Below are 17,572 nucleotides of genomic sequence, written 5' to 3'. Positions count from 1 at the left end.
GCGTGCCGCGTCGGCCGGGAAAGCGGGGGGCCGCCGCCCCCCGTTCCCCTTGCGTGGGGGGCTTGCCCCCACACCCCGTCATTCTTCCGGGATCTTGCCTTTGCCCAGCTGGGCATAGATCGGTTTGCCGCCAAGGCCTTCGGCAGTGAAGGTGGCCAGGATCGATGTCGTCATGATCGACAGGATCAGGTCGGTGGCCCCCGTCATCTCGACCACGATGACGATGCCGGTCAGGGGCGCGCGGACCATGGCGGCGAAGAGTGCGCCCATGCCGGCCACGGCGAAGACGCCGGGCGGAATGTCGGTGATGATGCCCAGCTTGGACAGCAGCACGCCGTAGAGAAGGCCGATGGCGGTGCCGATGGACAGCATCGGCGCGAAAAGGCCGCCGGGCGTACCGGCCGAATAGCTGGCCATCAGCATCAGGCTGCGTGACAGGAACAGGATCAGCAGCGTCATCGCCCCGGGGTGCAGTACGATGTCGGTCACGACCAGCTTTTCGCCCCCGCCAGTATAGCTGGGGGTCATGACCACGAAGGCACCGGCCGCCCCGCCTACGACCGCAGCCCAGAGATAGGGGACCTTTTGCGGCAGGTTCCCGAAGACCTTCACCCGGTTCACGATGCCCGCGTTCAGCACCACGCCGAAGGCGCCGAGGAAGATCCCCAGCGGCAGGAACAGGCACATCTTCAGGATGGCCGGGTCGCTGTAGTGCGGGATGTCCAGGATTGGGCCGCTGGAGAACAGCTGGTCGCTGACCATCGTGGCCACGACACAGGCCAGGATCACCGACTGGAACGAACGGAAGCGGAAGTCGAAGACGCGGCGCATCTCCTCGGTCACGAAGATGATGCCGGCCAGCGGCGCGTTGAAGGCCGCGGCCAGGCCGGCCCCGGCACCCGCTGTGATGGCGGCCAGCGTGTTGCGGTGGTTCATCTTCGAGAGCTCGGCAATCATCGCGGCCATGGCACCGCCCAGGTGGATCGTCGGCCCCTCGCGGCCCAGGACGAGGCCTGAACCGATGCCCAGCACGCCGGCCCCGAATTTCACCGGCAGGATCCGGCGCCAGTTCAGCTTGCCGTCGGTGGCCAGGGCCTGAATGATCTCGGGAATGCCGCTGCCCGCGGCATCGGGCGCGAAGGTCCGCACGATCCAGGTGCCCAGCGTCGTCATGGTGGCGGCCCCGGCCACGGCCACGACCCAGGTGGGAAGCCCGATCAGCGTATCATGCGTGTCCAGGTAGGTCCGGAGATTGGACATCAGATCCAGTGCGGCATGCAGGGCCGAGGCAACGCTGCCGGTGGCGATGCCGACACCGATGATGAGGAAGAAGAAGACAAAGGTCTGAAGCCGCGTCTCCTTCGGTTCTGCGTCGGGGCGATCGGCCATGGGCAATGTCTCCGGTCGGAAATCGTAATCACGTCACAGGCCTAGCGTGGCGGTGTCCATGCTCTCAAGCGCAAGCGCTGCCGGGTGCCGGTTAAAACGGTCGGCTGGTGCGCGGCCACCACGCGTTGCCGCATGCCGCTTGGGTAATCCGGCAGCGGCGGATATCCGTGCTTGCGCCGGCACCGGTCCTTCGATTTGATCGCCAGGTCGGACACGACCTGTCCGGGCATTCATGTCAGGACGAGAAGATGACGACGGGCAGCGCGGGTGCCGGCACCCTGACCGAGCATGGCACCCAGGTGGCCAAGGCCGTGGCGCTGCTGCTTGGCGCGATCCTGTGCTTCGACGCGATGTCGATCCTGGTGCGGATCCTGTCGGATCATTACTCGCCCGCCGAGCTCTCGGCCTATCGCAACGTGGTGGGGGTCCTGCCCAGCCTGGCGCTGCTGGTCTACACTGGCGAACTGAGCTTTCGCAAAGGCGCCTTCCGGATCGAACAATGGCCGCTGGCCATCCTGCGCGGCATCGCCGTGGCCTGCGCTCAATGGAGTTTTTACGGCGCGCTGGCGGTGCTGGAGATCGCGACCGTGTCGGCCCTGTCGCAGATCAATGCCGTTTTCGTGGTGCTGCTGTCCATCGTCGTCCTGGGGGAAAAGGTCGGGCCCTGGCGCTGGCTGGCGGTAGGCCTGGGATTTGCCGGCGCGCTGATGATCCTGAAGCCCGGCAGCGATGCCTTTTCGTGGTATGCGCTGCTGCCGATCCTGGCGGCGGCCTGTTATGCCTTTTCCATGGTCACGGTCCGCAAGTTCACGCCGGAAACGTCGAACGCCATGATCTACCTCTATTCCTCCGCCGCGGCAGCGGTGGGGGCGGTGATCCTGGCCGGATTCACGACCGAATTTTCGCCCATTCGCGGCTGGGTTGACTTGGCGCTGGTCCTTGCCATGGGCATCATCGGCGGGACCGGGGTCCTGATCATGATGCTGGCCTACCGGATGGCGGCTGCAGCGGTGCTGGCGCCCTTCACCTATTTCAGCCTTCTGACCGCCTTCCTGGTCGGCTGGATCGTGTTCGGAGAGTTCCCGGTCGAAAAGCTGTTCCCGGGCGTCTTGCTGATCGTCGTCGCGGGTGGCGTGATCATGTGGCGGGAAAACCGCGCCCGCGGGGCCTGATCCGACCCCTGGGGCCGGTTGCCGGGGGGGCTGCCTGCCCTGAAGGTTACGGCCTGGGAACAGGCGGTGATCGAGGTGGCGAACACCCCTGGCGATATCGCCGCGGTGATATTCCCGAAAACGGCGACCTTTGTCACGCCGATGCCATTAGTGGCCGTTATGGGGCGGATTGTCGGCGCTCTTCGTGAATGGATCGCCCAGAATCGGCCCGAAAACGTGTTCAATTGGACATGGCGCGCAATCTTCTTGACTCGTCCGGGCTTGGCATTCCAAGGGTACTGGCGCAAAGTCGGGCAACGTTTTGTGGTATCAAGTTCGGAAGACAGGCCAAGGAGACCTGAGAAATGCAGAAAGTGACCCTTCGCATCGGCATGTTGGGTGCCGTGTCCATGGCCGTCATGTCGCTGGCTGCATGTGAGGGCGGGTTCGGGCGAGGCACCCCGGGGCTGTCCGGCGAGCTTCGGGATATGAAGCTTCAGTGCATGGATGGGGACTATGCCATGTGTTCCGAGATCGGGCACATCATGGCCGAGAACCGCCGCGCTGAAGGCGTCTGGGACGGCAATACGCCTTGGACCAAGACCACCCGGAATGGCGTTGGATCGCAGATCCTGATGCCGGGTACGACGGCATCGACCACGGTGAACACCGGCACGGTGTCCCAGTAGATCCACGTCCGCCGGTTGCCTGCGGCCAGCTTGTCCGACCGGATCCTGCCAGCCCGGCAGACACGTGATTTCGTCCCGGGTTGGTGCATCATGCGCATCGCGTCATGGACCCGCCAGAGCATGTGTTGGCGGGTGGGACCGCATGGCTCGGCGCGATTGCCCAACCGAAATGCGGCGACCTGCCGGCGCGTTTCAGGGCATAGTCCCGGGTAGGGCCCGGGTAGGGGCTGCCGGATCTTGCGTTTCGGCCGAATGATATTCTGCGGAGCTGCGCGGAGCTTTTGGATGCCACCCTTTCGCAGCCGAGTGCCGGCCCGCCGGTTGCCACGACCTCGGCCACAAGCAGAACCGCCGCATTCAGCGTCAGGTGCCCGGCGCCGACCAGCCGTCCCCGATAGACGGTCATGCCGACCGACAGCCGCAACGCCCCGGCGGCGGTCAGGGCGCCACGGATCGTTCCCGGCATGATCGCGGGCGGTGCCTAGACGTCCAGTTCTTCCACGAAACGGGCGTTTTCCTGGATGTACTGGAACCGCAGTTCCGGCTTCTTGCCCATCAGCCGTTCCACCAGGTCGCCGGTTTCGCCCGGCTCGTCCTCGTCGATGGTGACGCGGATCAGCTTGCGCGATTTCGGGTCCATCGTGGTTTCCTTCAGGTCCTTGGCGTCCATTTCGCCCAGGCCCTTGAAGCGGCTGACATCGATCTTGCCGCGCCCGCCCAGGCCTTTGGCCATCCATTCGTCGCGTTCGCGTTCGTCGATGCAATAGACGCGCTTGGCCCCTTGCGTCAGCCGGAACAGTGGCGGGCAGGCCAGATAGAGGTGCCCGTGGTCGATCAGCGGCCGCATCTGGGTGAAGAAGAAGGTCATCAGCAGCGACGCGATATGGGCGCCGTCGACATCGGCGTCGGTCATGATGATGACCTTGTCATAGCGTAGATCGTCGATGTTGAATCGCGTCCCCAGTCCCACGCCCAGGGCCTGCGACAGGTCCGAGATTTCGGCGTTCGAACTCAGCTTGGACGAGGCCGCGCCTAGCACGTTCAGGATCTTGCCGCGGAGCGGCAGCAGGGCCTGGGTCTTGCGGTCGCGGGCCATCTTGGCGGACCCGCCGGCGCTGTCGCCTTCGACCAGGAAGATTTCCGTTCCGTCCCGGGCGGTGGCGGAACAGTCGACCAGCTTGCCCGGCAGGCGCAACTTCTTGGTGGCCGACTTGCGGGCGGTTTCCTTTTCCTGCCGGCGGCGTAGCCGTTCCTCGGCCCGCAGGATCAGGAAGTCCAGGATGGCACCGGCAGCCTTGGTGTCGGCCGCCAGCCAGTTGTCGAAGTGGTCGCGCACCGCGCCTTCGACCAGGCGCTGCGCCTCGGTCGTGGCCAGGCGGTCCTTGGTCTGGCCCACGAATTCCGGTTCCCGGATAAAGCAGGACACCAGCGCGCAGCCGCCCGTCAGCAGGTCGTCGCGGTTGATCTGCGCGGCCTTCTTGTTGTTCGACAGTTCCCCATAGGCGCGGATCCCTTTCAGGATTGCGGCCCAGAAGCCGGCCTCGTGCGTGCCGCCTTCGGGCGTGGGAACGGTGTTACAGTAGGACTGGATGAACCCGTCGCGGGACGGCGTCCAGTTGATCGCCCATTCGACCTTGCCGGCGGTGCCGAACTTCTCGCGGAAATCCACGGTGCCGGAAAAGGGCTTGTCGGAATAGGTCGAGGCCTTGCCCAGCGTTTCGGTCAGATAGTCGGCAAGGCCGCCCGGAAAGTGGAACGTGGCCTCCGTGGGCGTCTGGCCGTCGTCCACTTCCGACTTCCAGCGGATTTCGACGCCGGAAAACAGATAGGCCTTGGACCGGATCGATTTGAACAGCCGCGCGGGCTTGAACCGGTGGGAGCCGAAGATTTCCTCGTCCGCGTGGAAGGTGATCGTGGTGCCGCGCCGGTTCGGGGCTGCGCCGACCTCCCTAAGGGGGCCAAGGGGAATCCCGCGCGAGAAGCGCTGTTCCACCAGCTTCCGGTCGCGGGCGACCTGGACCACCATGGAATCCGACAGTGCGTTGACGACCGAGGCACCGACGCCGTGCAGACCGCCCGAGGTCTCATAGGCCTTGCCGGAAAACTTCCCGCCGGCATGGAGCGTGCACAGGATGACCTCCAGCGCGGATTTCCCGGGGAATTTCGGGTGCGGGTCGAAGGGCATGCCGCGGCCGTTGTCGCGGATGGTGACGGCGTAATCGGCGTGAAGCTCGACCTCGATCCGGTTGGCGTGGCCGGCGACGGCCTCGTCCATGGAGTTGTCGAGGATTTCGGCCACCAGGTGATGCAGGGCGCGTTCGTCGGTCCCGCCGATATACATGCCGGGCCGTTTCCGGACCGGTTCAAGGCCTTCCAGGACTTCGATGGAAGAGGCGTTGTAATCGCCCTGGGGCGTCTCGGGCAGAAGGTCTTCGGGCATGGCGCTGCTCTTTTTCTTGGTGGCCCCGACTATGGCAGGGATGGGCCCCCGAGGGAAGGGGACGGGTCGTCCGGGGGGGCGCCCCCAAAGGTCCATGAGCAGGTTCTGGGCACCGGGGGAATTGGAGGGCATCCGGCTTGCGCCGTGTGGGCGTGTCGCCCGTGGAAGCGGGGGATTGCCGCCCCCCCGAGAACCCCGCGTGCTCCCGCGTGGGGGCACGTGGCACTCCTCTCGGGGCGCCGGGCTTCAGGCCCAGGCGAGGATTTCGTTCGCGACGCGTGCCGGTTGCTGGTGACAGATCCAGTGGTCGGCATCGGCAACCTCGACCCGGGTGAGGTCGGGGGCGAAGTCTTCGAGCCCGGCATTGCTTTCGGGCAGAAGAGCCGTGTCGCGCTGGCCCCAGATCAGCAGGTGCGGGCAGCGTACCATCATCCGGCCGGGCGGGATCGCGGGCACGTCGATCGCCTCACCCGGCAGCGGCACCTTCACGGGAGAGGCGCGATACCAATGAATCATCGTCTTCAGCCGGCCGGTCCAGGCCTTTTCATAGTCGGCCTTGCGCGGCCCTTCGAGCCAGCCGGTGTCCATCTTGGCCGAGAAGAGCGAATGCAGCTTTTCGAAGGCGTTGGCGGCCAGGATGTCCTCGGACCCGTCCCGCCGCAGGAAGGTCATGTATTGCGACGCCTCGGTCTGCGCGCCGCCCTTGGCCAGCTCTCGCTGGAAGGGGCCGGGGTGGACGCCGTTCAGGATGATCAGCTTCTCGATCTTCTCCGGGTGAAAGAAGGCCAGCCCATAGGCCACCGCCGCGCCCCAGTCGTGACCCAGCAGGGTGACCTTGCCACCCAGGTGGTCGATCAGGGCGGACATGTCGCCGACCAGTTCGGGGACGACATAGTTTTCCACGCCGTCGGGCGCCCAGCTTTGGCCATAGCCACGCTGGTCCGGGGCCACGCAGTGGAAGCGGTGCGACAGCAGCGGCGCCAGATCCTCCCACGCGCCGGAATATTCCGGGAAGCCGTGCAGCATCAGAAGCGGCGGAAGGGAAGGGTCGCCCCAGCGGCGCAGGAAAAAGGGGTGGCCGTTCAGGGTGACGGTTTCGGTGATCATGTGGGGCTCCGTGACGGGTCAGGGCAGTGTGTTGAGGTATCGAAGGACGGGAAGCAGCCGGTCGAAGGTGGCGGTCAGAAGGGCGGGCAGGTCCGACAGTTCTGCCGGATCGGGACCGCGCCAGAGCGTCAGGCCCTTCCGGCGCAAGAGATCGGCCCGGGGATGATCGGCCGGGCAGGGGGCGGGGACACGTTTCAGTTCCGGTTCGCCCGGGGTGAACCCCGCGGCCGAAAGGACCGCGATCATGGTGGCGATCCGTTCGCCGTCCGCCCGGGTCAGGTCGTCCCTCCAGACGGACAGCGCGTCCTTGCCAAAGGCGAAGGCACCGCCGCCGACGCGGAAATGATCGGGCGAGACGCCGAAGAAGAGACCGGGCGCCGCAGTGCCGTCCATCGCCCACATCAGGTGCAGATGCGTGGTGTAGGGCGCCTTGTCCTTCGAGAACCGCACGTCGCGCTGGGCACGGAGGAGTTTCGGCTTCAGCGTTATGTCGTGGGTCCGGCGTATCCTGGCCGCGACGGTGTCCAGCAGATGTTCGGCCGGGCGCTTCAGCATCCGGTCGTAATCGGCCTTGTGTGCCTGGAACCAGTCGCGGCTGTTGTTCCGCGACAGGTCGGCCAGGAAACGCCGCGCCTCTGGCACGAGCGCCGTAAAGCTCTCGGTCATTGTCTCTCTCCCCGAGGCAAGGCTAACACGCCGGGGCCGGCCTGCGAGGCGCCCGTTCCAATGACCTTGCGTCGCATGCGCGCCGCCATGACCGGATCGGGAAGCGGGTCTGCCCGAATGGTCGTCCGGGCCGCTTGCCAGATCCTGGCGCGCCGACTAAGGGGAGGCCATGTCCAAATTGCTGTCATATTCAGCGCATGTTCGCGCCACAGTTGCACTTGGCTTGCCGTTGATCGGCGGGCACGTGGCGCAGTACGCGATCGGTCTGGGCGACACGATCATGATGGGGTGGTACGGCGTGTCCGAACTGGCTGCTGTGTCCCTGGCGGGCAGCCTGTTCTTCACGGTGTTCCTGTTCGGCTGCGGCTTTGCCTGGGCGGTCATGCCCATGGTGGCGGCGGCCGAAGGCGCAGGGGACGAAACGGCGGTGCGCCGGTCCACCCGCATGGGCCTGTGGCTGTCGGTGATCTATGCCGTGCTGGCGCTGCCGGCGATGCTTTATGCCAAGCCGATCCTGAAGGCGCTGGGCCAGACCGAGGAGGTCGCGGCGCTGGGTGCGGAATATCTGGCCGTCGCGGGCTTCGGTATGTTGCCGGCGCTGCTGGTGATGGTGCTGAAATCCTATCTGGCCGCGCTGGAGCGCAGCCGCGTCGTCTTCTGGATCACGGTGCTGGCGGCGATCTGCAACGTCTTCGCGAACTATGCGCTGATCTTCGGCCACTGGGGGATGCCCGAACTGGGGATCCGCGGGGCCGCCTATGGATCCGTCGTGACGCAATGCGTGTCGCTTCTGGCGGCCGGGATCTATGCCGCGCTGGCGCTGCCAGAGCATTCGTTGTTCCGCCGGATATGGCGCGCGGACTGGGAAATGTTCGGCCGCGTCCTGCGCCTGGGCCTGCCCATCGGCCTGACGGTGCTGAGCGAGGTCACGATGTTTTCCGCCTCGGCCGTCATGATGGGCTGGCTGGGGACCGAGACGCTGGCCGCCCATGGTATCGTCATCACCGTCAGCGGCGGGACCTTCATGGTCCATATGGGCCTGTCGAATGCCGGTACGATTCGCGCGGGCCAGTCCTTCGGCCGGGGCGACCGGGCCAATCTGAAGCGTGGCGCCCGTGTGGTCATCGCGCTGTCGGTGGTTGTGGCGCTTGTGACGACGGCGATCTTCCTGACCATGCCCGAAACGATCCTGAACCAGTTCATGGAACCGGATGCGGCCGGCCGGGCCCAGATCCTGGCCATCGGCGTCGGGCTGTTCGCGGTTGCGGGGCTGTTCCAGCTGGCCGACGGGGCGCAGGCCATTGCGACGGGCCTGCTGCGGGGCGTGCAGGACACCGCCATGCCGATGCTGATCGCGGCCCTGGCCTATTGGGGCGTGGGGATACCGGCGTCCTACCTTCTGGGCTTTCCCTTCGGCCTGGGCGGGGTCGGCATCTGGTCGGGGCTGGTCCTGGGGCTGGCAGCTGCGGCTGTGCTGCTGATGTGGCGGTTCTGGACCTTCGGGGTGGCCAGCACGACCCCCGGGCCGCGGACGGCCGCGGCCTGAGGATCTCAACCGTCAGGAAAAGATGTCCTGCCCGGCCGCAGACCGGGCAGCGGCAGACGCTCCCCCCCGGGGGCTGGCGCATCGGGACCACCCCGCCGGCCGGCCCCCTTCTTTCGGGAACGGCAGACGTTCCGCTTGGGCGGTTTGCTTGTGAATTTCTTGCCAGAGAGAGACCGGGCCTGAAGCTGGAAACCCCTCAGCCCTTGGTCAACCGGTCGGCCTTCTTGCGGACCAGAACCGTGCGCAGGTCGTGCATGGCCAGAAGCAGCTGATCGGTCACCTGGTCCAGCTGCCTGTCGGTGGCCTTGGACTGCACCCAGTGGGCCGTCGTGTTCAGGTAATCCACTGCCCGCAGGATATCGTCGATGTCCCGCCGGGCGAGGAGCGCCGTACGCTCCTCCATCCAGGCGCGGATGCGGGTCATGTCTTCCCCGGTCAGGGCCCGATCGCCATGAGCCCTGATCTCGCCGTTGCGGATGTTCACCACGGCGATCTGTTCCATCTCTATCCGGCGCTGCCGGTTATCCGTGTCCACGCGGAACACGAAGGCCCCGTTCTCGCGGACACGGAAATAGTATTCGGGCAATTCTGCCGTCATGACGGCGCCTTAGCCGAGGCTGGCACAGAACTTGGCGATCCGGGCGCAGGCATCGGTCAGCACCTCGTCCGAGGTCGCATAACTGATCCTGAAGTTCGGAGAGAGCCCGAAGGCCGCCCCGAAGACCACTGCCACGCCGGTATCCTCCAGAAGCTTGGTCGCGAAGATCTCGTCATTCTCGATCACCGTGCCATCCGGGGTCTTCTTGCCGATCAGCCCGGCAATGGACGGATAGACATAGAAGGCGCCTTCCGGCGTCGGGCAGACCATGCCGTCGATGGCGCTGAGCGCGCTGACAACCAGGTCGCGGCGGCGCTTGAAGGCCTGACGGCGTTCCTCCAGGAACTGCTGGTCGCCGTTCAGCGCCTCGACCGAGGCCCATTGGCTGATCGAGCAGGGGTTCGACGTCGACTGCGACTGCACCTTGCGCATGGCGGCGATCAGCTCGACCGGGCCCGCGGCATAGCCGATGCGCCAGCCGGTCATGGCATAGGCCTTGGACACGCCGTTGCAGGTCAGGGTGCGGTCGTACAGCGCCGGCTCCACCTCTGCAGGGGTGCAGAAGGTGAAGTTGTCATAGGCCAGGTGTTCGTACATGTCGTCGGTCATGATCCAGACATGCGGATACTTCACCAGAACGTCGGTCAGGGCCTTCAGGTCGTCCTTGCTGTAGCCCGCGCCGGTCGGGTTCGACGGCGAATTGAAGATCAGCCACTTGGTCTTGTCGGTGATCGCCGCTTCCAAGGTTTCCGGCGTGATGCGGAAGTTGTTCTCCAGCGTGCCCTCGATGAAGACGGGCGTGCCGCCGGCCAGAAGCACCATGTCGGGATAGCTGACCCAGTAGGGCGCGGGGATGATCACCTCGTCGCCTTCGTTCAGCGTCGCCATCAGGGCGTTGTACAGGATCTGCTTGCCGCCGGTGCCGACGCTGACCTGCTCGGGGGTGTAGGTCAGGCCGTTCTCGCGCTGGAACTTGGCGCAGATCGCCTTCTTCAGCTCGGGGATTCCGTCGACATCGGTGTACTTGGTCTTGCCCGCGTCGATGGCGGCCTTGGCCGCATCCTTCACGTTCTGGGGGGTGTCGAAGTCGGGTTCGCCCGCGCTCAGGGACAGGACGTCTACGCCGGCGGCTTTAAGCGCGCGCGCCTTGGCAGAGACGGCCATCGTCGGAGACGGTTTGACGCGGGACAGCGTCGCGGACAGGAAACTCATGGCGGCCTCGGTTTGTATGTTGAGCGCATCTGTCATAAGGTCCGCACCAAACCCGTTCAAGGGAAAGAGGAGAGGCCATGCACGGTGACGGCGATACCGATTGGTACGGACCGGACTCAGCGACCTTCGGGGACCGTATCGCCGGGGCCCGCGAGGCCGCGGGCTTAAGCCAAGCCGAACTGGCACGCAGGATCGGCATCAAGAAAAGCACGCTCAGCGGCTGGGAACAGGACCTGAGCGAACCGCGCGCGAACCGGCTGCAGATGATGGCGGGGCTGCTGAATGTCTCGATCACCTGGCTGCTGACGGGCGAAGGCGAGGGCGCGCGTGCCCCCGGCACGGGGACCACAATGCCCGAGGCCATCGCGCTGATCGGCGAGATTTCCGATGTGCGAGAGACGCTTGCGGCCGCGGCCGAGCGTTTGGCCCGGATCGAGGAGCGGTTGCGTCGCCTGGAACTCATGGAAGAGGCAGAGTGAGATGAACGTCACGGTCGAACCGCGCGAGATCCGGTTGAAGCGGCTTAAGATGCGCTCCATGCGGCGCGGGATCAAGGAAATGGACCTGCTGCTGTCGACCTATGCCGACACGCGGTTGCCGGAACTGGATGAGGCCGGGCTGGATATCTATGACCGTCTCCTGGAGGAGAACGACCAGGACCTCTACGCTTGGGTCTGCGGGCGCGGAACGCCGCCCGCTTACCTGTCCGACATGCTGGAAGAGATTGCCGTCATTATTCAGAATAATCGCTGAAACACTTAACCGATTCTTCGGGAATTGCGCGCAAATTGCACTCGGGCGGAGTGAGACGGAGGCGCGCATGAGTGTCGAAATGCCGATTGGGCACCCCGCCAAACGCGGGTTCATGACCAGCTATCTGGAAACGCTGGCTTTGGTCGAACGGCTGCATCGCCTGCTGCTCGACGTGATCAAGGACGAATTCGAGCGGGTGGGTGTGCTGGAGATCAACGCCGTCCAGGCGCTGCTTCTGTTCAACATCGGCGACAACGAGGTGACGGCAGGCGAACTGAAGACGCGCGGGTATTACCAGGGCAGCAATGTCAGCTATAACCTGAAGAAACTGGTGGAGATGGGCTATATGCACCACCAGCGCTGCGAGATCGACCGCCGTTCGGTCCGCGTGCGGCTGACCCCCCGCGGGCGCGAGATCCGGGACATCGTGTCCGGCCTGTTCGCGCGCCACGCGCAGGGACTGGAAGACAGGGACGTCATCGACATCGACGGGATGGACGGCATCACCGGGTCCCTGCGCCGGGTCGAACGGTACTGGACCGACCAGATCCGTTACATCTACTGATCCTACCTTTCGATCCGGCCATGTGGGCCGCGGGCGACCGTGCAGGTTCGGTCCGCTTCTGGCGCCATCCGGCGGGCCGAGTGCGCCTGCCGGCCCGGTGTCGGGGCACCCGGGGCCGCCATGGCGCCCCGGGCCGGCGATTTGGTCGGCACCAGCTTCCCTTGAACCTTTGCCTTGAACCCGTGTGACCCGGCCCGGGGGCTGTGGCGTGGGACCTGTCACGGGGCCGCTGTCGAGGCTTCGGACATGCGGGATTCGGACATGGGACTTCGGACAAGGGGCCTCGGACTCTGGGGCATCGTGTCATGGGGGCCGGAGTGTCTACGGGCGCGAAAGCCGTCTTTGCCTTTCGAAACCTGCTCTTGCGGTTCCGCTTTGCCTCGCCACGCCTGCCTGCTAGCACTGTTCGCGACAGGGCGAAAATAACGAGGGCGCGATGAAGAAGGCCGAAATCGGACTTTATGGCATCGGTACGATGGGCCGCGCTCTGGCCCTGAATTTCGCGGAGAATGGTGTTTCGGTCGTTGTCGGTAACCGCGAACTGGACCAGATCGCAGCCTTCATCCGCGCGGCCGGGCCGCTCGCGGAGCGGATCCGGGGCACCGAACGGCTGGAAGACCTGGTGGCAGGACTTCAGGTTCCGCGGACGGTCCTGTTCATGATTCCCTCCGGCGATCCGGTCGACCAGATGATCGCGCAGCTGGCGCCGCTTCTGGAACCGGGCGACACGATCATCGACGGCGGCAACGCCGATTTCCACGATACCCGGCGGCGCAGCGACGCCCTGGCGGCCAAGGGGCTGCATTTCGTCGGCATGGGTGTGTCGGGTGGGGAAGAGGGCGCGCGCCACGGGCCGTCGATGATGGTCGGCGGGTCCGACGACAGCTGGCGGACCTTCCGACCAATGGCCGAGAAGATCGCGGCGAAATACGGCGATTTTCCCTGTGTCGCCCATGTGGGGCCTGACGGCGCGGGGCATTTCGTCAAGACCGTCCACAACGGCATAGAATACGCTGACATGGGCATGATCGCAGAGATCTATGGCCTGCTGCGCGATGGCGCCGGATGGGAGGCTGCGCGGATTGGTGCGCTCTTCGGCGACTGGACGACGGGGCCGCTTGCCTCGTTCCTGGTGGAAGTCACTGCGCATGTCCTGGCGACCACAGACCGGGAAACCGGCCTGCCTTTGGTCGACCTGATCCGCGACACCGCCGGCCAGAAGGGCACCGGCCGCTGGACCGTGATCGAGGCGCTGCATCTGGGTCAGTCGGCAAGCGCGATCGAGGCGGCCGTGGCGGCGCGTAACTGGTCCTCGGAAGCGGCGACGCGTGCGGTCGCTGCGGATGTGCTGAGCCCGGGCGGGGCCGCAGCAGCAAGGATCCCTTCGGCCGATGTCCTGGCGGGTGCGCTGAGGGCGGGGCGGATCCTGGCCCATGCGCAGGGCTTTCGCATCCTGCGCGCGGCCTCGGTTGAGTATGGCTGGTCGCTGGACCCGGCGCAGATCGCCGATATCTGGCGGGCCGGCTGCATCATCCGGTCGGACCTTCTGAACGAGATCGCGGGCGCCTTCCGTGCCGGTGCGCCGGAAGGCGAACTGGTCCTGTCGCCGGCGATGCAGATCGCCTTGGCGGAGACGGTTCCGGGCCTCCGGGCCACGGTCGGGGCGGCGGTTGCGGCCGGTTTGCCGGTGCCGGGTCTGGCGGCGGCACTGGGATGGTACGACAGCCTGCGCCAGGCGCGCGGCACGGCGAACCTGATCCAGGCGCAACGGGATTTCTTTGGCGCGCACAGGTTCGAACGCACCGACGGCGGCGGGCCGGTCCATGCGGACTGGGCGTCGGGAGAGATGACCGGCTAGGGTTGCGCCGCATGCCGCGTCGCCCGGAACGCGGGGGGCGGCCGCTCCCCGCGCGCCCGGCTGCGCGTCAGGTGCGGGGTTTTGCGCGCAAGGTGGGGTCGGCGACCGTGGGATCTTCGGGCCAGGGATGGCGCGGATACTTGGCGCGCATGTCCTTGCGGACGTCCGCATAGGATCCGGTCCAGAAGCCGGGCAGGTCGCGGGTGATCTGGATCGGGCGCTGGGCAGGCGACAGAAGCGTGATCTTCAGGGGCGTTCCCCCGACGGCCGGGTGAGTCGTGACGCCGAACAACTCCTGCAGGCGGACGGCGATTTCCGGTCCTTCCTCGCCATAGTCGATGGCGATCTGACGGCCTAGCGGCGTGGTGAACCGGGCCGGCGCGCGGGCGTCGAGATCCTGCCGCTGGGGCCAGGTCAGCCGGGCCTCCAGCGCGGGGTAGAGGTCGAAAGACCGCCAGTCCTCGGCCGAACGCACGCCGCCCAGCATCGGGGTCAGCCAGGCTTCGATGTCTTCCATCAGCAGGGATTCGGAAAAATCCGGCAGGTCACGACCGTCCGCACGAAGGAGTTCGACCCTAGCCGCCAGCCGCCGCGACTTGTCATCCAGCCGGATCCCCAGATCGCGCACGCCATCCAGCATGGCGGCGGCCACGGCCTCCTCGGGCGCGTCCTTCCAGGCCCGGTCGTCCAGCGCGATGGTGCCCAGCCGTTCCTGCTGACGTGCCTCGACCCGGCGATGCCGCTTCGACCAGGTACAGCTGTCCACCCAGGCAATCCGGTCGGCGAAGATGGCCCGCAACTCGGATTCGGCGATCTGGGCGGCCAGCCGGACCCGGGCCTCGCGCTGGTCGCCATCCAGATCCAGCGCGACAAGATAGGGCGCGCCGGCCAGCGGATCGCCATCGGGCAGGATAGCGCCCTTGCCGCCGGAGAGAAGGTAGCGCGGTGCATCGCCCTTGCGTCGTTGGCCGATCCGGTCGGGATAGGCCAGGGCGGCCATCGCGGCGGCCGAAAGGTCGCCCCCGGTCTTCGGCGCCTGGCGGGCCAGCCGCTTGGCCTCGGCCCGGATCCGGTCGAGCGTACCCCGGTTGGCCTCGTGCGGGCCGGACCGTCCCTGTACCGCGCGAAGCCGCAGAGTCAGATCGACCGGCGCCCCCTTCAGCGGATCGCGTTCGGACAGAAGCGCCGCAATCGGGGCGGCATCGGGTCCCGCGATTGCCAGCATGTGGGCAAGGCGGGGGTGGAGCGGCATCTCGGCCAGCACGCGGCCGTGGGCGGTCAGGGCACCTTTTGCGTCCAGCGCGCCAAGATCGAACAGAAGCTTGCGCGCCTCTGCCATCGGGCCATCGGGGGGCGGGGTCAGAAAGGACAGGTCCCCGGCGGCGGCGCCCCATTGCGCCAGTTCCAGCGCCAGACCGGTCAGATCTGCGGTGGTGATTTCCGGCGGGGCGAAGGCCGCCAGGGCGCCTTCCTCTCCCTTCGTCCAAAGGCGATAGCAGGCGCCGGCGGCGACCCGGCCGGCGCGACCGGCGCGCTGGGTCGCCTCGGCCCGGGTGACGCGTTCGGTGACCAGCCGGGACATGCCGGAACCGGGATCGAACCGCGCGCGGCGTGCCTGGCCGGCATCGACCACGACCCGCACGTCCGGGATCGTCAGCGAGGTTTCGGCGATGGAGGTCGACAGCACGATCTTTCGGCCCCGGGCCAGCGGCTTCAACGCTTCCTGCTGGGCCGCGAAGGGCAGGGCGCCATAGAGCGGCAGCAGCCGGCAGGCGGGGGGCAGGCGGGACCCCAGAAGCGTGGTCGCGCGCCGGATCTCGCCCTCTCCGGGCAGAAAGACAAGGATGGCACCGCCGGTGGATCGCGTCTCGGCCTCGGCGCGTTCGACGGTGTCGGCAAGGGCGGGCAGCAGGGCGGGCCGGGGCCCCACGGGCTGGTCGCGCCAGATCAGATCGACCGGATAGCTGCGCCCTTCGGAGGTGACGATGGGCGCGCCCATCAGGTCGGCCACCGGTTCGGCATCCAGGGTGGCGGACATGACCAGGATCTGCAGATCGTCGCGAAGCGCGCCCGCGACCTCCAGGCACAGGGCCAGGCCAAGGTCGGCGTTCAGGGACCGTTCGTGGAATTCGTCGAAGATCACGGCGCCGACGCCCGGAAGGTCCGGGTCGGTCTGCAGCATCCGGGTCAGGATACCTTCGGTCACCACCTCGATTCGCGTCTGGCGAGAGGTCCTGGCCTCGCCCCGGATCCGGTAGCCGACGGTACGGCCGACCTCTTCGCCCAGGGTGTCGGCCATGCGCTGGGCGGCGGCACGGGCGGCCAGCCGGCGGGGTTCCAGCATCACGATCCGGCCGTCCGTCACCCCGGCCGCCAGCATGGCCAGTGGCACGCGGGTGGTCTTGCCGGCCCCGGGCGGCGCCTGCAGCACGGCACGACCGTGGCTGTGCAGGGCCTCCAGCAGCGCAGGCAATGCGTCGTCGATGGGCAGGGCGTCGGTCATCGCGGCCTTATCGCGCCTGCGCGGGGTTGCGTCCAGTGGCCGGGTCTGGACTTCCGGCGCGGGGATGGTCCATCAAGCGACGGGCCGAAGGGGAAGCGAGACATGACATCAGACCTGGCAGACCGGATCCGGGCGGGCGAACGCCGCGCGCTGGCGCGGGCGATCACGCTGGTCGAAAGCCGCCGCGCCGATCACCGGGCCGAGGCCGAGGCGCTGCTGGCCACCCTGGCGCAGGACCCGCGCGAGGCGATCCGCATCGGGATGTCCGGCACGCCGGGCGTGGGCAAGTCGTCCTTTATCGAGGTCTTCGGCATGATGCTGACGGGGCAGGGCCTGAAGGTGGCGGTGCTTGCGGTCGATCCGTCCTCGGCCCGGTCCGGCGGTTCGATCCTGGGGGACAAGACCAGAATGGAACGGTTGAGCCGCGATCCCAGGGCCTTCATCCGTCCGTCCCCCAGTCAGGCCCATCTGGGTGGCGTCGCCCGCCGCACGCGCGAGGCGGTGACCCTGTGCGAGGCCGCCGGCTTTGACGTGATCCTGATCGAGACGGTCGGCGTCGGCCAGTCCGAAACCATGGTGGCCGAGATGTCGGACCTGTTCGTGCTGCTGCTGGCCCCGGCCGGCGGCGACGAGCTGCAGGGGGTCAAGCGTGGCATCATGGAACAGGCGGACCTGATCCTGGTGAACAAGGCTGATGGAGAGTTGAAGTCCCAGGCGACCCGGACCTGCGCCGACTATGCCGGCGCCCTGCGCCTGCTGCGCAAGCGGGCCGAGGATCCCGATGGCTATCCCAGGGCGATGACGGTTTCGGCGATGCAGGAAATCGGGTTGGACACGGCCTGGGCCGCGATGACCGACCTTGCTGCCTGGCGAAAGAAACAGGGGCACTGGGCCCGGCGGCGCGCGGCGCAGGCGCGGCACTGGTTCAGGACCGACGTGACCGAGGCGCTGCTGGCGCAGCTTGACACCGCAGCGGCGCGGGAGTTGATGGCGGAACTGTCGGACGAGGTCGCCGAAGGGCGGCTTCTGCCGGGGGCGGCTGCGGGCCGGATGCTGGCCTTCCTGAAAGAACAGCAGTCCTAGCCATTGCGCTTG

At 66.9% G+C, this 17,572-nt stretch carries 16 protein-coding genes; 9 read left to right on the top strand and 7 right to left on the bottom strand.

Annotated features, from left to right (window positions below):
- Positions 1-78: 78 nt before the first annotated feature.
- Entirely contained in the window at positions 79-1,389 is a 1,311-nt protein-coding gene (gene clcA / locus FQK05_RS16425) for a H(+)/Cl(-) exchange transporter ClcA (protein ID WP_158968801.1), read from the bottom strand.
- Positions 1,390-1,637: 248 nt separating this feature from the next.
- Between clcA and FQK05_RS16420 the strand changes: the two genes are divergently transcribed.
- The 3 genes from FQK05_RS16420 to FQK05_RS16410 all read left to right on the top strand — a co-directional run bounded on the left by FQK05_RS16420 (position 1,638) and on the right by FQK05_RS16410 (position 3,229).
- On the top strand, positions 1,638-2,561 hold the full coding sequence (locus FQK05_RS16420) for a DMT family transporter (RefSeq protein ID WP_158968799.1): 924 nt from the start codon (positions 1,638-1,640) through the stop codon (positions 2,559-2,561).
- Between the two features lie 66 nt (positions 2,562-2,627).
- Complete coding sequence (locus FQK05_RS16415) at positions 2,628-2,918, top strand: hypothetical protein (RefSeq protein ID WP_158968797.1); 291 nt, start codon at positions 2,628-2,630, stop codon at positions 2,916-2,918.
- Entirely contained in the window at positions 2,906-3,229 is a 324-nt protein-coding gene (locus FQK05_RS16410; protein ID WP_158968795.1) for a hypothetical protein, read from the top strand. Before FQK05_RS16415 ends, FQK05_RS16410 begins: the two co-directional genes overlap by 13 nt.
- A 481-nt stretch (positions 3,230-3,710) precedes the next feature.
- Here the strand turns inward: FQK05_RS16410 and parE are convergent, their stop codons facing one another.
- From parE to FQK05_RS16395, 3 genes are all read right to left on the bottom strand, one after another.
- Positions 3,711-5,669 carry a DNA topoisomerase IV subunit B gene (gene parE, locus FQK05_RS16405; protein WP_158968793.1) on the bottom strand — a complete coding sequence of 653 codons (1,959 nt, stop codon included), beginning with the start codon at positions 5,667-5,669 and terminating at the stop codon, positions 3,711-3,713.
- A gap of 246 nt (positions 5,670-5,915) precedes the next feature.
- Positions 5,916-6,776, bottom strand: coding sequence for an alpha/beta fold hydrolase (locus tag FQK05_RS16400; protein ID WP_158968791.1), 861 nt, complete (start codon positions 6,774-6,776; stop codon positions 5,916-5,918).
- A gap of 18 nt (positions 6,777-6,794) precedes the next feature.
- Positions 6,795-7,442 carry a TIGR02453 family protein gene (locus FQK05_RS16395; RefSeq protein ID WP_158968789.1) on the bottom strand — a complete coding sequence of 216 codons (648 nt, stop codon included), beginning with the start codon at positions 7,440-7,442 and terminating at the stop codon, positions 6,795-6,797.
- Between the two features lie 169 nt (positions 7,443-7,611).
- On the opposite strand from FQK05_RS16395, the gene FQK05_RS16390 reads away from it, so the two are divergent.
- On the top strand, positions 7,612-8,988 hold the full coding sequence (locus FQK05_RS16390; RefSeq protein WP_158968787.1) for an MATE family efflux transporter: 1,377 nt from the start codon (positions 7,612-7,614) through the stop codon (positions 8,986-8,988).
- A 196-nt stretch (positions 8,989-9,184) separates the two neighbouring features.
- On the opposite strand, the gene FQK05_RS16385 is transcribed toward FQK05_RS16390, so the two are convergent.
- Positions 9,185-9,586 carry a hypothetical protein gene (locus tag FQK05_RS16385; RefSeq protein ID WP_158968785.1) on the bottom strand — a complete coding sequence of 134 codons (402 nt, stop codon included), beginning with the start codon at positions 9,584-9,586 and terminating at the stop codon, positions 9,185-9,187.
- Between the two features lie 9 nt (positions 9,587-9,595).
- The gene (locus FQK05_RS16380) at positions 9,596-10,798 is read right to left on the bottom strand and encodes a pyridoxal phosphate-dependent aminotransferase (RefSeq protein WP_158968783.1); all 1,203 of its coding nucleotides are present in this window, start codon (positions 10,796-10,798) and stop codon (positions 9,596-9,598) included.
- Between the two features lie 77 nt (positions 10,799-10,875).
- Between FQK05_RS16380 and FQK05_RS16375 the strand changes: the two genes are divergently transcribed.
- The 4 genes from FQK05_RS16375 to gndA all read left to right on the top strand — a co-directional run bounded on the left by FQK05_RS16375 (position 10,876) and on the right by gndA (position 13,974).
- Entirely contained in the window at positions 10,876-11,277 is a 402-nt protein-coding gene (locus tag FQK05_RS16375; RefSeq protein WP_158968781.1) for a helix-turn-helix domain-containing protein, read from the top strand.
- A gap of 1 nt (position 11,278) precedes the next feature.
- Positions 11,279-11,551 carry a succinate dehydrogenase assembly factor 2 gene (locus FQK05_RS16370; RefSeq protein ID WP_158968779.1) on the top strand — a complete coding sequence of 91 codons (273 nt, stop codon included), beginning with the start codon at positions 11,279-11,281 and terminating at the stop codon, positions 11,549-11,551.
- Positions 11,552-11,618: 67 nt separating this feature from the next.
- Positions 11,619-12,116, top strand: coding sequence for a MarR family winged helix-turn-helix transcriptional regulator (locus FQK05_RS16365; RefSeq protein WP_158968777.1), 498 nt, complete (start codon positions 11,619-11,621; stop codon positions 12,114-12,116).
- A 436-nt stretch (positions 12,117-12,552) separates the two neighbouring features.
- A complete protein-coding gene (gndA, locus tag FQK05_RS16360; RefSeq protein ID WP_158968775.1) occupies positions 12,553-13,974 on the top strand; it encodes an NADP-dependent phosphogluconate dehydrogenase in 1,422 nt (473 codons plus the stop codon).
- A 67-nt stretch (positions 13,975-14,041) separates the two neighbouring features.
- Here gndA and hrpB read toward each other — a convergent pair whose 3' ends face one another.
- Positions 14,042-16,477 (bottom strand): ATP-dependent helicase HrpB, encoded by a 2,436-nt coding sequence (gene hrpB / locus FQK05_RS16355; protein WP_158968773.1) that lies wholly within the window; start codon positions 16,475-16,477, stop codon positions 14,042-14,044.
- A gap of 102 nt (positions 16,478-16,579) precedes the next feature.
- On the opposite strand from hrpB, the gene meaB reads away from it, so the two are divergent.
- A complete protein-coding gene (gene meaB, locus FQK05_RS16350; RefSeq protein WP_158968771.1) occupies positions 16,580-17,560 on the top strand; it encodes a methylmalonyl Co-A mutase-associated GTPase MeaB in 981 nt (326 codons plus the stop codon).
- The last annotated feature ends 12 nt before the right edge of the window (positions 17,561-17,572 follow it).

Origin of the sequence: Chachezhania sediminis (assembly GCF_009765275.1) — a bacterium.
GTDB classification, from domain to species: domain Bacteria; phylum Pseudomonadota; class Alphaproteobacteria; order Rhodobacterales; family Rhodobacteraceae; genus Chachezhania; species Chachezhania sediminis.
This window is presented reverse-complemented; position numbering and strand designations above follow the sequence as displayed.

What these genes read in the sequence shown, in the direction of transcription:
- clcA (WP_158968801.1), bottom strand. Translation starts at nt 1,389, where the DNA reads ATGGCCGATCGCCCCGACGCAGAACCGAAGGAGACGCGGCTTCAGACC.
- FQK05_RS16420 (WP_158968799.1), top strand. Translation starts at nt 1,638, where the DNA reads ATGACGACGGGCAGCGCGGGTGCCGGCACCCTGACCGAGCATGGCACC.
- FQK05_RS16410 (WP_158968795.1), top strand. Translation starts at nt 2,906, where the DNA reads ATGCAGAAAGTGACCCTTCGCATCGGCATGTTGGGTGCCGTGTCCATG.
- parE (WP_158968793.1), bottom strand. Translation starts at nt 5,669, where the DNA reads ATGCCCGAAGACCTTCTGCCCGAGACGCCCCAGGGCGATTACAACGCC.
- FQK05_RS16400 (WP_158968791.1), bottom strand. Translation starts at nt 6,776, where the DNA reads ATGATCACCGAAACCGTCACCCTGAACGGCCACCCCTTTTTCCTGCGC.
- FQK05_RS16395 (WP_158968789.1), bottom strand. Translation starts at nt 7,442, where the DNA reads ATGACCGAGAGCTTTACGGCGCTCGTGCCAGAGGCGCGGCGTTTCCTG.
- FQK05_RS16390 (WP_158968787.1), top strand. Translation starts at nt 7,612, where the DNA reads ATGTCCAAATTGCTGTCATATTCAGCGCATGTTCGCGCCACAGTTGCA.
- FQK05_RS16385 (WP_158968785.1), bottom strand. Translation starts at nt 9,586, where the DNA reads ATGACGGCAGAATTGCCCGAATACTATTTCCGTGTCCGCGAGAACGGG.
- FQK05_RS16380 (WP_158968783.1), bottom strand. Translation starts at nt 10,798, where the DNA reads ATGAGTTTCCTGTCCGCGACGCTGTCCCGCGTCAAACCGTCTCCGACG.
- FQK05_RS16375 (WP_158968781.1), top strand. Translation starts at nt 10,876, where the DNA reads ATGCACGGTGACGGCGATACCGATTGGTACGGACCGGACTCAGCGACC.
- FQK05_RS16370 (WP_158968779.1), top strand. Translation starts at nt 11,279, where the DNA reads ATGAACGTCACGGTCGAACCGCGCGAGATCCGGTTGAAGCGGCTTAAG.
- FQK05_RS16365 (WP_158968777.1), top strand. Translation starts at nt 11,619, where the DNA reads ATGAGTGTCGAAATGCCGATTGGGCACCCCGCCAAACGCGGGTTCATG.
- gndA (WP_158968775.1), top strand. Translation starts at nt 12,553, where the DNA reads ATGAAGAAGGCCGAAATCGGACTTTATGGCATCGGTACGATGGGCCGC.
- hrpB (WP_158968773.1), bottom strand. Translation starts at nt 16,477, where the DNA reads ATGACCGACGCCCTGCCCATCGACGACGCATTGCCTGCGCTGCTGGAG.
- meaB (WP_158968771.1), top strand. Translation starts at nt 16,580, where the DNA reads ATGACATCAGACCTGGCAGACCGGATCCGGGCGGGCGAACGCCGCGCG.